At 42.7% G+C, this 15,314-nt stretch carries 9 protein-coding genes; 7 read left to right on the forward strand and 2 right to left on the reverse strand.

Going from position 1 to position 15,314, the window contains the following annotated elements; translation table 11 throughout:
- Positions 1 to 13: 13 nt before the first annotated feature.
- The 7 genes from PQO05_RS09725 to PQO05_RS09755 all read left to right on the forward strand — a co-directional run bounded on the left by PQO05_RS09725 (position 14) and on the right by PQO05_RS09755 (position 13,656).
- A complete protein-coding gene (locus PQO05_RS09725; protein ID WP_273632544.1) occupies positions 14 to 1,957 on the forward strand; it encodes a sialate O-acetylesterase in 1,944 nt (647 codons plus the stop codon).
- A gap of 12 nt (positions 1,958 to 1,969) precedes the next feature.
- Positions 1,970 to 3,484 carry a glucuronyl esterase domain-containing protein gene (locus tag PQO05_RS09730; protein ID WP_273632545.1) on the forward strand — a complete coding sequence of 505 codons (1,515 nt, stop codon included), beginning with the start codon at positions 1,970 to 1,972 and terminating at the stop codon, positions 3,482 to 3,484.
- Positions 3,485 to 3,513: 29 nt separating this feature from the next.
- The gene (locus PQO05_RS09735; RefSeq protein ID WP_273632547.1) at positions 3,514 to 4,323 is read left to right on the forward strand and encodes a polysaccharide deacetylase family protein; all 810 of its coding nucleotides are present in this window, start codon (positions 3,514 to 3,516) and stop codon (positions 4,321 to 4,323) included.
- A 636-nt stretch (positions 4,324 to 4,959) separates the two neighbouring features.
- Positions 4,960 to 8,091, forward strand: coding sequence for a SusC/RagA family TonB-linked outer membrane protein (locus PQO05_RS09740; protein WP_273632548.1), 3,132 nt, complete (start codon positions 4,960 to 4,962; stop codon positions 8,089 to 8,091).
- A gap of 26 nt (positions 8,092 to 8,117) precedes the next feature.
- Complete coding sequence (locus tag PQO05_RS09745) at positions 8,118 to 9,896, forward strand: RagB/SusD family nutrient uptake outer membrane protein (RefSeq protein ID WP_273632550.1); 1,779 nt, start codon at positions 8,118 to 8,120, stop codon at positions 9,894 to 9,896.
- 113 nt (positions 9,897 to 10,009) lie between these two features.
- Positions 10,010 to 11,092, forward strand: coding sequence for an endo-1,4-beta-xylanase (locus PQO05_RS09750; protein WP_273632551.1), 1,083 nt, complete (start codon positions 10,010 to 10,012; stop codon positions 11,090 to 11,092).
- 11 nt (positions 11,093 to 11,103) lie between these two features.
- Positions 11,104 to 13,656 carry a glycosyl hydrolase 115 family protein gene (locus PQO05_RS09755; protein WP_273632553.1) on the forward strand — a complete coding sequence of 851 codons (2,553 nt, stop codon included), beginning with the start codon at positions 11,104 to 11,106 and terminating at the stop codon, positions 13,654 to 13,656.
- A 10-nt stretch (positions 13,657 to 13,666) separates the two neighbouring features.
- Here the strand turns inward: PQO05_RS09755 and PQO05_RS09760 are convergent, their stop codons facing one another.
- On the reverse strand, positions 13,667 to 13,852 hold the full coding sequence (locus tag PQO05_RS09760; protein ID WP_273632556.1) for a hypothetical protein: 186 nt from the start codon (positions 13,850 to 13,852) through the stop codon (positions 13,667 to 13,669).
- Positions 13,853 to 14,248: 396 nt separating this feature from the next.
- Positions 14,249 to 15,286: a LacI family DNA-binding transcriptional regulator gene (locus tag PQO05_RS09765; protein ID WP_273632558.1), complete on the reverse strand. Its 1,038-nt coding sequence runs from the start codon at positions 15,284 to 15,286 to the stop codon at positions 14,249 to 14,251.
- Between the last annotated feature and the right edge of the window lie 28 nt (positions 15,287 to 15,314).

Genomic DNA, 15,314 nt, shown 5'->3' on the forward strand with positions numbered 1-15,314 from the left:
TTAATTATTCTTCATGAAATTTTATTTCAGGTTCTACGCAGTTGTTCTGGTGATTTTTCTGCTCAGCATGCCATTTGTTTATGCAGATGTGCGCCTGCCCAAACTGGTAAGCGATAATATGGTATTGCAGCGCGATGCCAGAATTAAGCTCTGGGGCTGGGCAAACGTGGGTGAGAAGGTCGAAATAAAATTCAATCATAAAACAGGGAAGACCGTTACGGGGAATGAGGGCAAATGGACTATCATATTTCCGGCTATGAAGGCCGGTGGTCCATATACGATGGAAATATCAGCCGCGAACCATCTCTCTATCAATAATATTTTAATTGGCGATGTTTGGTTTTGCGCAGGCCAGTCAAATATGGTGATCCCGATGGAGCGTGTTAAAGAGAAGTATCCTGATGATATTGCCAGTGCCAATTATCCTGAGATCAGGAACTTTTTTATCCCTACTGTTTCTGATGTTACGAAACTACATGACGACTTACCTCCAAGCGAATGGAAGGTAGCTACTCCGACTAATGTTCTCGACTTTGGAGCTGCTTCTTATTTCTTCGCCCGGCAGATCTATTTAAAATATCATGTACCTATTGGCATCATTAACTCAAGTGTAGGCGGTACGCCAATTGAGGCTTGGATAAGTGAAGAAGGGTTAAAGCAATTTCCCGAGTATCAGTCTAAGCTTGCCAGTTTTAAGGATACGGCTTATATAAGCAAATTGCTTGCTAAGAAACCTGCCCCGGCAAAGAAAGCAGAAACAGATAAAGGCTTAACCGGGTCTAAAACCTGGTTCGATACCACTTATGTTCCGCAGGGCTGGCATCAGTTCTGGCTGCCGGGATATTGGGCTGACCAGGGTGTTAAAGGGTTGAATGGTACAGTTTGGTTCCGTAAAGAAATTGATCTACCTGCTTCAATGGTAGGTAAATCAGCCAAATTATTCATGGGCCGTATTGTAGATGCCGATCAGACTTATGTGAATGGTGTTATGGTAGGGCAAATCACCTATCAATACCCGCCACGCCGGTACGAGGTGCCGCAAGGTTTGCTTAAAGCGGGTAAGAATATTATTGTTGTAAAGGTTGTTAATACGGTAGGTAAAGGTGGTTTTGTTCCTGATAAGCCTTATAACCTGGTAGTTGGTGATCAAAAGATCGACTTGCGTGGTGACTGGCAATACAAAGTTGGTGAAGTTTTTACACCACAGGTATGGGATGGCTCGAACAATAATTTCTCTGCGCAAAATGAACCCACAGGTTTGTATAACACCATGGTGGCGCCTGTAATTAATTATAACGTTAAAGGTTTTGTGTGGTACCAGGGCGAATCTAACGCCGGTAAGCCCGGGACATATCAATATCTGCTGCCGGCCCTAATTAATAACTGGCGCAGCAAATGGGATAATCCTAACCTGCCGTTTATTTATGCGCAGCTGCCCAATTTTATGGAAGTGCAATATTCGCCTTCAGAAAGCCAGTGGGCAGAGTTGCGTGAGAGTCAGCTCAAAGCACTTTCGGTGCCCAATACGGGGATGGCTGTGGCTATCGATGCGGGGGAGTGGAATGATATTCACCCGCTCAGCAAAAAGCCGGTCGGAGAAAGGCTGGCATTGGCTGCCGAAAAACTGGCTTATCATGATCAGAACATAGTTTCCTCAGGTCCCATTTATCAATCAGCAAAAATTGATGGTAATAAAATTTTGCTCACTTTCAATAATATCGGCAGCGGTTTAGTTGCAAAAGATGGTGATGAACTTCAATATTTTGCCATTGCCGGAAAAGATAAAAAGTACGTTTGGGCAAGAGCCCGTATCGAAGGCAATACCGTAGTGGTATGGAATGACGATGTAATTGATCCGCTATATGTAAGATATGCCTGGGCCGATAATCCCGAAGGTGCTAACTTATACAATAAAGAAGGCCTGCCTGCATCGCCGTTTACAACTGATATTCAATAAGATTTATAATTTATGAGGTATTTATTTACACTCGTTTTATCAGGATTAGCGCTGCAAACTGTGGCGCAAAACCCGTCGCCGGTTACTTTTACTGCCGAACAGGATCATCAGAATATGATGAACCAGTTGGGTATTAAATCCCTGAGGCCGGGGCCGAGCGGTGATAATACCGCCCCAAACCATGCTAATTATGATGAAGCTTTAGCAAACCCTTACCCTGAATTGCCGGAAGTATTAACATTGAAAAACGGCAAAAAAGTAACCACACCCGAAATGTGGTGGAAACAGCGACGTCCCGAAATTGTGGAAGATATGGAGCGCGAGGTTTACGGCCGCATCCCTAAAAATGTACCTAAAGTAACCTGGACGGTTAAGGTAGTTGATAAAGAATATGTTGGCTTTACCCCGGTTATCGCCAAACAGTTAATCGGTCACGTAGATAATTCAGCCTGTCCGCTTATTGATGTAGATATTAAAATGACGCTGGTACTACCTGCCAATGCTAAAGGGCCGGTTCCTGTGCTCATGATGTTTGGCCGTAATGTATTACCTACACCAGCACAACCCAGTCCCGAGGATTTAGAGAAGATCAATAATGCCATGAAGAAGCTATTGATTCAGACTGATCCCGAATTGAAGTCTATCTTCGAACAATATCCTGCTTATCAACCTATTGCTTCACAAGTACCGGTATTTGGTGCACCGAGGCCAGCCGGCGATCCGCCATCAACACAACAACTAATTGCCGATGGTTGGGGCTATGTAATGATAGACCCGGCAAGTATCCAGGCTGACAATGGAGCTGGTTTAACACGGGGAATTATTGGTTTAGTAAACAAAGGCCAGCCCCGCAAACCTGATGATTGGGGTGCATTACGTGCCTGGGCCTGGGGAGCAGCGCGTGGCCTGGATTATTTAGAAACTGACCCCAGTGTAGATAGCAAACATGTTGGTATAGAAGGTGTTTCGCGTTATGGTAAAGCCGCTTTAGTGACTTTAGCTTTTGAGTCGAGGTTTGCCATGGGCTTAATCGGTTCATCGGGCGAAGGCGGTGCCAAGCTTCACCGCCGTAATTTTGGCGAGGCTGTTGAGAGCCTTACCGGCGGCGAATACTACTGGATGGCCGGTAACTTTATGAAATATGGCGCGGCTGAAGCTACATTTGGTAGCAAAACGGCTAAAGATCTGCCGGTTGATGCACATGAGCTCATTGCTTTATGTGCGCCGCGATTAACCTTCATCAGCTACGGCGACCCGGCACAGGGTGATGCCAAATGGCTGGATCAGCAGGGGAGTTATATGGCCGCCGTTGCAGCTGGTCCGGTTTTTAAATTGCTGGGTGCAAGGGACCTGGGTGTATCAAGTGATTATTATACAGAAAAAATGCCGGCTATTAATGTTGGCCCAATAGGCGGCGAATTGGCCTGGCGGCAGCACGATGGCGGCCATACCGATGCCCCAAATATGAAATATTTTATTCAATGGTCCGATCAATTGATTAACCATAATGCTTCTTCGGCACATTAATTATCTTAGTTTTTTTAACCATCAACAAAATGAATTGTAAGTACCTGTTATCGTTATTAATTGTATTTAGTGTTATAACTGTAAAGGCGCAGAATGCCAATACCTGGAATAATAAGCAATGCGCAGTAGTACTAACGTATGATGATGCAATCGATATCGACCTTGATAATGTGGTACCAGCATTAGATTCGATGAAGTTTAAAGGTACTTTCTACTTAATCGGTTCATCACCAGTAGTAAATAACAGAATAGAGGATTGGCGATTGGCAGCCAAACACGGGCACGAGTTAGGCAACCATACCCTGTATCATCCATGCGATGGCAGTTTACCCGGTCGAGGATTTGTTACCCCGGCTACAGATTTGAGTAAATATACCGTTGCACGTGCTGTAAGTGAGGCGCGGATCAACAACACTTTATTAAAAGCTATTGATGGCAAGGATAAAAGAACTTTTGCCTACCCATGCGGTGATACAAAAATAGGGGATACACTTTTCTATAATTACTTAAAGAAAGATTTTGTGGCTGCACGGGGTGTGATGCCTGGCTTACAAAAGATAAACGAAGTAAATCTTGATAACGTGCAATGCTACGCGATCAACGGCCAAAATGCTGATTATATGATTGATCTGGTGAAAAAAGCCATGAATACACATACGCTACTGGTATTCCTTTTTCATGGCGTTGGCGGAGGGCATAACCTTAATGTTGGTTTAAGCGACCACAGCAAACTGCTGCATTTCCTCAAGCAAAATCAAAAAGACATTTGGGTTACTACCATGGTTGATGCTGCTACTTATATCCGGCAACATCAAACCCAAACGTCACCAGCTCAGTAAAATAATATTACTTTCTTAAATATTGTACGGCTATGCACCATAAGTGCATAACCGTACCTGTATTTGAGCAGTGGTTTGCCTTTGAACTGCTTGAATAATGAGAAAATATTAGTGTTTTTCTGACAATTATAACTCCCTTTCTCAGAGTTCGATAAGTGTATTTATTACGCTAAGTTAATGTAAACATGCTTGTGTAATGGAAATACCAAAACTTAGCATATACACTCCTTGTATTAGTTAAAATGACTGTTTTTATGATGGTATTTTTGTTGGTATATTTTCATTTATAATTCATTTTATTAATAATAATCAAATAAAATCTTGATATAAATAAAATTATATCGACCTAAAATGCGATTTATAAGAATTATTCATAAATCGTATTTTGTTTATGCAATCGATTGTATTTTATGATAGTTTTACATTAACCAATTACACAGAATACCAATTATTTGCCCGAAGCTATTTCGGCATCCTTATAAACCGGGTAATACCGAAACTAAATTGAAGAGCTCATGAAAAAAGTTACTTGATAGATAGTACCCCATGCCTAAAACAAGGATTGTTTGCATGGTCTGCTATTTGGCCCCCACCAAATGATGAAAAAATAACGCCTCTAAACCCAAACTATAAATTATGAAAAGACAATTACTCAAAAACTGCTTGAAAGCAATGCTTATACTGATAAGTATGAGTTTGTTTTCATTATCACTCTATGCCCAGTCCAGGAAAATAACCGGGACGGTATTGGACGAGAAAAACAACCCGCTTATTGGTTCTACTGTAAAATTGAAGTCGGGTAGGCTTACTACCAGTACAGATGCCAACGGTAAATTCTCTATCAATGTTCCTAATACAGAAACAGCCTTATTAATAACCTATATAGGTTATGTAGATCAGGAGGTGCCGGTTAATGGCCAGAGCGCCAATTTGCAGGTTAAATTATCGCAAAGCAGCCGCAGCTTAAATGATGTAGTGGTTGTTGGATATGGTACCCAACGCAAAAAAGATGTTACCGGTTCGGTAGCTTCTATCAATTCTGCAAGTTTACAGGAGGTGCCTGCGTCAAACGTAGGCGATCAGCTTAAAGGGCGTATTGCAGGTTTGGATATTACCAGTACCAGCAGCGCACCGGGTGCAGTAAGCCAGATACGTTTACGTGGCGAGCGTTCGTTTGCAACATCTAACAGCAATGCCAATAACCAAAACGGACCATTGTTTGTTGTAGATGGTATCCCGTTTATTGGCGGTACTTTAAACGATATTAATCAGGATGATATTGCCAGCATCGATGTTTTAAAAGATGCATCAGCTGCGGCCATTTATGGTTCAAGGGCATCAGGTGGTGTAATTATCATCACCACTAAACGAGGCCGTACAGGTAAAGCAGTAGTAAGCTATGACGGTTATTACGGAGTAAGCCATATTACTGATGAGTATCCTGTTATGAATGGTGCGCAATACACCGACTTTAAAAATCAATCTATTGCCGGTAACACCGGAAGCTCACCTAATAGTACAGCTTATCCGTTTACCACTGCCGAACTTGCAGGTATTGCAAACGGTACCAGTACAGACTGGCAAAAACTGATTTACAGAACCGGTTTTACTACAGATCATCAACTAAATATATCTGGTGGTAATGAGTCAACTCAATTTGCAATCAGCACAGGGTATCATAAAGAAGAGGGTATCCAATATGGTCAGGATTTCGACCGCGGGTCATTACGTGCTGCAATTGACCACACTATTAGTGATCGTATTAAAGTTGGTGTAACCACTTTCCAAACGCTAACACATACTAATGGTGCAAATTTATCTCCATTATATAATACGGTAGCTATAAGCCCGCTAACATCTCCGTATAATGCCGATGGCTCAATTAATGTGTTCCCGATGACGGGTTCGGTTGATCAGCCAAACCGTATTAACCCTTTAACTATCCGCAATCAATATATCCAGAACCTCAACAGAAAATTATACTCTTTTAACACCATATATGGTGAGGTTAAAATTATTGATGGTTTAAAATACCGTTTTAATGCGGCTTTAACGTATGGCCAAAACCAGGGCAATAACTATTTGCCGGTAAGTACTTTGTATAATACAGCAACTTCGCCAACACAAACCTCTGAGAGTGTTGCCAATTCTGAAAACTATACCTGGTTGCTTGAAAACATCCTGACTTACGATAAAACATTCGGTCAGAAACACCACATTACCTTTACCGGTTTATACAGTACAGAAAAGGATCATAGCCAGGGTTTACAGGTTTACGGAACAGGTTCGCCGGCCGATTATATCCAGAGTTATAACCTTTTCCTGGCTAACCAGGTTAACTTTTCATCTACCAACCAGCCAACTTATGCCGACAGAGGTTTAATCTCTTATATGGCACGTGTAAACTATGCATTTGAAGGTAAATACCTGCTAACAGCTACTGTGCGCAGTGATGGTTCATCAGTGTTAGACCCTAAACATCAGTATTACACCTATCCGGCGTTTGCTCTGGGATGGAACATCGACCAGGAAAAATTTATGAAGAGCTTAACCTTCGTAAACTCCTTGAAATTAAGAGCAGGTTATGGTGTAACTGCCGATCAGAACGTTGCCCCTTATCAAATTTTGGGTAACCTGAGCAGCAATGCTTACAACTTTGGCTCAACCGGCCAAAACGGCTACCTGGTAACTAACCTGGCCAGTTCATTAAAATTTGAACATACCAATAACTATAACCTGGGTGTTGATTTCGGTTTGTTTAACAGCCGATTGACCGGTTCAGTTGATGTTTACAAACAAAAAACATACGATATTTTACAGGTAGAATCATTGCCGCCAAGTAATGGTGCCGGTTCTACAACGGTTAACGCCGGTAACTCAAAAGGCCAGGGCTTAGAAATTTCGTTAAGCAGTATCAACATCAGAAACGCAGGTGGTTTTGGCTGGACAAGTGATTTCAACATTGCATTTGCCAGAAGCTCGATCGTATCATTACATGATAACTTGCAAGCCGACGTAACTAACGGTTGGTTTGTTGGGCAGCCATTTAACGTAATTTATGACTATAAGAAAATAGGTATCTGGCAAACCAATGAAGCAGCGCAAGCGGCTGTTTATGGCGAGAAACCAGGCCAGGTTAAAGTGCAGGACGTAAATGGTGATGGTAAAATTAACTCAAGTGATTTGCAAATACTGGGCAACTATGCGCCTAAGTATACTGCGGGCTTCACCAATAAATTTACCTATAAAAACTTCGACCTGTCTTTCGTAGCATTTGCACGTATGGGGCAAAAAGTGGCAGTTACCTACCTTGGTGCTGATGCAGGCTCTGCCGGTTACCCATTCTTTAACCAGGGCCGTGTAAACCAGGTTAAGGTAAACTACTGGACACCAGCTAACCCAACTAATGATTTCCCTCGCCCTGATGCTAATTTAAGCGGGCCTATGTATGCCTCTACTTTACAATACCGCGATGGTTCATTTATTAAAATGCGCAGCATCAACTTTGGTTATACCGTACCAGGCAGAATAATCAAAAAGGCAGGCTTTAGCTCATTGCATATTTATGCAACCTGCGCCAATCCGTTCATCATTTACTCGCCGTTGGTTAAAGATCACCTTGGCATCGATCCGGAAGGAAACGGTTATGGTAACCAATTGGCAGGTGCTTCAAGCTTCTCGACAGATGCTTTGGGCCGTGCAGTTACCGTGGGCTTAAGCAACCCGCCTGCCCGCACTTTCCAAATAGGTGTAAATGCAAAGTTTTAGTCATCAATAATTAAGATAGAAGAGACATGAAATCATATAAAAAAATAGCTATTCTGTTTACAGCGCTGGGCACGCTAAGTGTATCCAGCTGTAAAAAGGTATTAGATCAGCAGCCCAAATCAAATATTACGCCCGATTTGCTTGCATCTACCGGTGGTGTAATAGGTGGTATTACAGGGGTATATTCGGATTTACGTAACCTCTGGGGTACAGAAGGTTTTCTGTACTATACCAATTTAGGGGTAGACGAAACATTGGCAGGTGGTGGTGCATCAGCCAGCGGGGTTGATTTTGCCACTTATAAAAACTACACCAATAATATATCAGATGTATACAATGCATTGGGTGGTGTATTCAGCATCGCTTACCAGGATATTAACACCCTGAACGGCGTATTGCAATACGGCCCGGCCGCCTTTTCTGATGTGCCTACACGTACGGCTTATTTGGCCCAGGCCAAGTTTTTAAGGGCCTTCTACTACTTTCACCTGGTAGAAACTTTTGGGGCAGTACCATTGCACACCACGTTTATCAATTCGGCCACGCTGACTGATTCACGTGCGCCGATTGCCGATGTTTACGCACAAATTATTAAAGATTTGACTGAGGCTTCAACAGAGCTTCAAAACAAACCGGGCGATAACAGTTCGCCGTTTACCGGCCATGCTGCTACAAAGGCAAGTGCTTTATTCCTGCTTTCAAAAGCATACTTAACACGTGGCTGGTCAAGCGCTGCGCAGCCAACAGATTTTCAGAACGCGCTAACTACGGCCCAAACGCTTATTGCTAACAAGGCTACTTATGGGGTAGATCTGTATGCGAATTATGCCGATGCCTATAACCCTACTAATGATGCAACCAATAAAGAAGACCTGTTTGCCATTGAGCACAGCACCGATACCAAATATGGCGATTTTACAGCCGGAGCATCAGGAGGTAAAATTAACGGCTGGGCGTATTTCTTCAGACCAAATTATCCTACTGTAAACGCTAATTACCCAGCTACAGGCGGTGCCAGTGTGATGACGCGTGATATACCAAATGGCCGTCCGTTTTTCCGCGTACGCCCTAATGTTGATTATGTGAACAATGTGGCTTTTGCTGATAAAACTAATGATTTCCGTTACTGGAACACTTTCCAAACAACCTGGATTGCCAATACAGCAAACGTTACCACGCCGAGAGGTACACTAACAGTAGCTGCAGATACAGCGATATGGATGCCGCCTTATGATCCGGGAGCAGCTAAAAGGGCAGCATTTAAAGGTATTATTATGTTGCCGCCAAGCATTGCTGCCACCGCTACAGGAACCAATGCTGCGCCAACAACCAATACATTTTTCCCTGCGGTTAAAAAGTTCGACGATCCTAACCGCCCGAGTGTGAACGATCCTTCATCCCGCCCGGTGGTGCTGTTACGTTTTTCTGAAATTTATCTGATTGCTGCCGAAGCTGCATTTAAGATGAACGATAATAATACTGCAGCAACTATGATCAATGTGTTAAGAACCCGTGCTGCTTACAGAACTACCAACATGCCTGCCAATGCCGTTACTAACATGCAGGTTACACCGGCACAGATCAATATTGATTTTATACTGGATGAGCGTGTGCGCGAACTATATGGCGAATCGTTAAGATGGTGGGATTTAACCCGTACACAATCATTAGTGCGCCGTGTAAAACAATATAATGCAGAAGCCGGTCCAAATATTCAGGATTTTATGACATTAAGGCCAATACCGCAAACAGAGATTAACCTGGTTACGCAGGGAACCCCAATTGCACAAAATCCTGGTTTCTAACAATAATTTAAAAAGTCTTCGGATATAGTTCCCTGATGTTTTGGGGAAATTAATTGATTAGTTTTAAATGCCCGGCGTTAGCCGGGCATTTATATGGTATTAAAATTTTGTTGATGAAAACATTAAAAGGGCTTTTATTCATTATTCTGTTGCCAGTAGGATTTAATGCTGTTGCGCAACAAGCAAATCCCACCAAAGGATTAAAGGATTATTACAGTAAATATTTCCCGATAGGGGTAGCTGTATCGCCTTATAACATTAAAGACCCGAAGGAATCAGCTTTGATCCTGAAAGAATTTAACAGCATCACACCTGAGAATGCCATGAAAATGGGGCCGATCCATCCCGAAGAGAACCGCTATAACTGGAGAGATGCCGATTCGATCGTAGCTTTTGCACAGGCCCATAACATACGTGTTCGTGGCCATAATTTATGCTGGCACGAGCAAACACCGAAGTGGTTATTTTATGATCAGCAGGGAAATCTCGTTACAAAAGAAGTATTGCTGAAGAGATTAAAGGATCACATCTATACCGTAGTTAACCGCTACAAAGGCAAAATTTACGCCTGGGATGTAGTGAACGAAGCCATTGATGACGACAGCACAAAGTTTCTTCGGAACTCGCTATGGTACAAGATCTGTGGCGAGGATTTCATCTTCAAAGCTTTTCAATACGCACATGAAGCTGATCCCAAAGCGGTTTTATTTTACAATGATTACAATACCGAGCGCCCTGAGAAGCGCGAACGGGTTTATAAATTGTTAAAGAAACTGGTGGATGCCAAAGTGCCAATAAATGCAGTCGGTTTGCAGGCACACTGGTCGCTTGATGAACCTACACAGAAAGATCTGATTGCTACCATTGAACGTTTTTCCTCGCTCGGTCTGAAAGTACAAATCACAGAACTGGATATGTCCGTTTACCCCTGGGAGAAAAACAGACGTGATAAAAGAGAGGGTGAATCTGATACTTATACTCCCGAAGCAGAGGAAAAACAAGCCGATCAATATGCAATGGTGTTCAAAGTATTCCGCCAGTATAAAAGTGTCATCTCGGGCGTTACCTTCTGGAATATCTCCGATAAACATACCTGGCTGGATGAATACCCGGTAAAGGGCAGAAAGAATTATCCGCTATTGTTCGACCAAAATCTTCAACCTAAAAAAGCTTATCAAAGCGTAGTGTCGTTTTAAATTATACAAGCATGAAGCTTACTAAAATCTTTTTCCTTTTGGCCATTGCCGTCGCCGGTTCATTACAGGTTAATGCACAGGCACCGGGCCATCAATCTTACGTCGCGAATAAAAATGGTATTGGGTATTTTGCATTATCGGCCAATGATAAGGCGGCGCCGATTTATACCGGGGATGATGAATACCCCGGTGTAAAGCGGGCAATAAACAGTTTGATGGGCGATGTGCGTTCGGTTACCAGGTCAGCCCCGGCCTTGGTAACCGAAACAAAAGGATTGAAGCAGATTGTATTGATCGGTACGTTGGGTAAAAACCCTAAGATAGATCAACTGGTAAAAGAGAATAAGCTGAATGTTACTGATATCGCAGGTAAATGGGAAACCTATTTGATCCAAGTAGTACAGAAACCGTTCCCCGGTGTAGATCAGGCACTGGTTATTACCGGGAGTGATAAGCGGGGGACGATCTTCGGTATATATGATGTATCAGCCCAAATCGGTATTTCGCCATGGTACTGGTGGGCAGATGTGCCGGTTAAAGAACAAAAAAACTTATACATACTACCCGGCAGGCATACTGATGGTACACCGGCTGTAAAATATCGCGGTATTTTTATTAATGATGAAGCACCTGCTTTTTCGGGCTGGACTAAAGAGAAATTCGGTGGTGTGAATCACAAGATGTATGAGAAAATGTTTGAGCTTATTCTGCGACTTAAGGGTAATTACCTGTGGCCTGCTATGTGGGGTAACGCTTTTAACGATGATGATAAATTAAATCCCGTACTGGCCGACGAATATGGCGTAGTTATGGGAACCTCTCACCACGAACCCATGGACCGCGCCCAACAGGAATGGAAACGCTACGGCAAAGGGGAGTGGAACTACGAGAAAAACAAAGAGATATTACAAGATTTTTGGCGAAAGGGAATCGAAAACATGGGCACCAAAGAAACCATAGTAACCGTTGGTATGCGCGGCGATGGCGATATGCCCATGACTGAGGGCAGCAACATTGCCCTGCTGGAAAACATTGTAAAAGATCAGCGTAAAATTATTACTGATGTTACCGGGAAAGATGCTTCGCAAACCCCACAGATGTGGGCATTATATAAAGAAGTGCAGTCCTACTATGATAAAGGCATGCGTGTGCCCGATGATGTTACTTTGTTGTTGTGCGATGACAACTGGGGCAATATTCGCAAATTGCCAAGCCTGACAGAGAAGCCCCGCAAAGGTGGCTATGGCATTTACTACCACTTTGATTATGTAGGTGGCCCACGTAATTACAAATGGCTCAACACAAACCCTATTTCTAAAACATGGGAGCAAATGCACCTGGCTTATGAGTACAATGCCCGCCAGATTTGGGTTGTAAATGTAGGCGACCTGAAACCAATGGAATTCCCCATCAGTTTCTTTTTAGATTATGCCTGGAACCCAGATAAATGGCCTGCTGAAAAACTACAGCAGTACAGCGAAGAATGGGCAACGCAGCAATTCGGCGCAGCGCATGCCAAAGAAATTGCCAAAATATTGACTTTATATACGAAATATAATAGCCGACGAAAGCCAGAGCTATTGGATGAGAACACCTATAGCTTAACCAACTATAACGAATTTACGACAGTGGTAGGGGATTACAATAAGTTGAGAGATGAAGCCGAAAAACTGGCCACAGTTCTTGATTCGAAGTGCAAAGACTCCTTCTACGAATTAGTATTGCATCCCGTACAGGCATGTGCTAATTTAAATGAGCTTTATTTCGAGGTGGCAAAAAACAGGTATTACCTGAAGCAAAAAAATGCAGCTGCAAATGCTGCTGCCGCCCGTGTAAGGGAACTTTTTGCCAAAGACAAAGCAATTTCGCGCTATTACAATGATACCCTCGCCAACGGTAAATGGAGCCACATGATGGATCAAACGCATATTGGCTATACCTATTGGCAGCAGCCCAACGTTGATAAAATGCCCGAGGTTGCGGAGATTAACCCGGATAGTGCTAAAACTAACCAGCCCGATCCTGTACTTTCTACCTCACAATACAATGGCTTTATAGCAGTCGAAGGCGAACATTATAATAAAGCAATACCGGGGCAGGGTATTACATGGAAAATAATACCTCATTACGGTAATACCTTATCCGGCATTACGCCGTGGCCTGTAACAGCAGCAAGGGTAAAACCGACGGGAAATAGTCCACACCTCGAATACAACATCAGTTTAAAAGATACAGATACTATAGTCGTTACTGCTTATATCTCGCCCTCTTTAGATTTTAGAAATAAAGATGGCTTGTACTACGCTGTTTCTATAGATAACGAAGAACCGCAAATAGTGAATATCGCTACCAAAGTAGACAGCCCGGAGTGGGGGATGGCCGTAAGCGATAATATTAGAAAATTGACTACCAAACATCATATCAGCAAAGCTGGCGTACATACCCTTAAATATTGGATGGTTGACCCCGCAGTGGTTTTACAACGTTTGGTAATAGATACTGGAGGCCTTAAACCAAGTTACCTGGGCCCGCCGGAGAATATGAATATGTTGCTGAGGAAATAGTAATAGATAATTAGCTGTGGCTCTGCTGCCATCTAAAGTGTGTATTGGTTGTACCTGGAAATTGTACACCTTCTGGTCCAAAATTGATGTTTCCGCTTTCGATATTATATTCGTTGATGATTTCTATTGTTGGCTTTTTCCACTCCTTTTTGTGGTGATTCTGAAGTGGGGTGTTTAGTGTTGGTTGATTATCCATGAATGTATCGGCTTATAAATTAACGAGTTGAAATTAATATTTTTTTAAGGAATTAAAAAAATACTCGCTACCGCAAGTTGAAGACTTGCGATAATACTTCAGTAAGGTTTCACTTATGAGAGCATAACTTGCGACAGCAACGTCGTGCAAATCTAACCATGCGAGCGGTGGCCTAGACGCAAAAGCGTGGCCGTGTAGTGGAATGTGCGGTGGAGCTTTTTTGCGTCTTGATCTTTTGGTTACTTTTGGATCAAGCCAAAAGTAACAGCCCAACCCGCGGCGATTGAGCGGGACTGACATTCATTAAAGCACAACACTTGCATCGTAGTTTCTAAGCTATTAAGGTTACTGCTAATAGGTCGGGGATTGCTTCGTTCCTCGCAATGACGAGCATTTTTATTTCCCTTTCTTCTTCATCGTCGAAGACCTGATAATCAACTTAGGCTTAATGCTGATAATTTTCGGCACCACAACAGTATCGTTATTCTCCATCTCCTGGAAGTAAAGGTTAGCTATCGTTTTACCCATATAAAAGCTAAACTGATCTATGGTGGTAATAGATGGACTGGTAATCTCCGTAAAATCCTCATTAGAATAGCCGCAAATGCCCAGTTGTGACGGTACTTTAAAGTTCATATCTGTAGCAACTTCCAATACACCAAGTGCCGAGAAATCGGAAACTGAGGCGAATATGGCATCAGGTGGTTCTGGTAAACTTAGTAGTTGGCGGGTTCCTTTGGCACCGAGCTCTTTAGTCCAGGTGTTTTCTACAATTAACTCGTCAATTACCGGTATGTTGTGCTTGGCCAGTGCCTGCAGATACCCCTTCTTACGCTGGCGGAATATATCAACGTTCTGCGGGCCTTCCAGCAAGGCAATGCGTTTGTAACCCTGCTCAATCATGTGGTCTACTGCTTCAAAAGAGGCTTGTTCGTTATCGTTAATTACTTTAAGGGTTTCCAGTTCATCGGCCACACGGTCGAACTGGATGAGCTGAATATTTTGATCCAACACATTTTGTAAATGTTTGTGGTTATTGCTCTCGATAGAAACCGAGATCACGATACAATCCACATGCTGATTGATCAATGTATTGATTGATTGCACTTCTTTTTCATACGATTCGTTCGACTGGCAGATAATCAGGTTATAACCTTGCTTATAAGTTGCATCCTCAATGCCGGCGATAATGTTGGCAAAGTAGTTCTGATTTATACGCGGAACAACAACACCAATGGTTTTAGATTGACCCTTGCGCAGGTTAGATGCCATCGTATTGCGCTTATAATTAAGCTCTTCTGCTGTTTTTAAGATCAGCTTCTTGGTGGCTTCATTAACATAGTTGCTGTTGTTAAGCGCACGCGATACAGATGATGGGGTGACATTGAGTTTTTGGGCAATGTCATAAATTGTTGTTCTCTTTTTAGGTTTCATATATCAAAAAGTAAAAATGCAAAAAATA

The organism is Mucilaginibacter jinjuensis, assembly GCF_028596025.1.
GTDB classification, from domain to species: domain Bacteria; phylum Bacteroidota; class Bacteroidia; order Sphingobacteriales; family Sphingobacteriaceae; genus Mucilaginibacter; species Mucilaginibacter jinjuensis.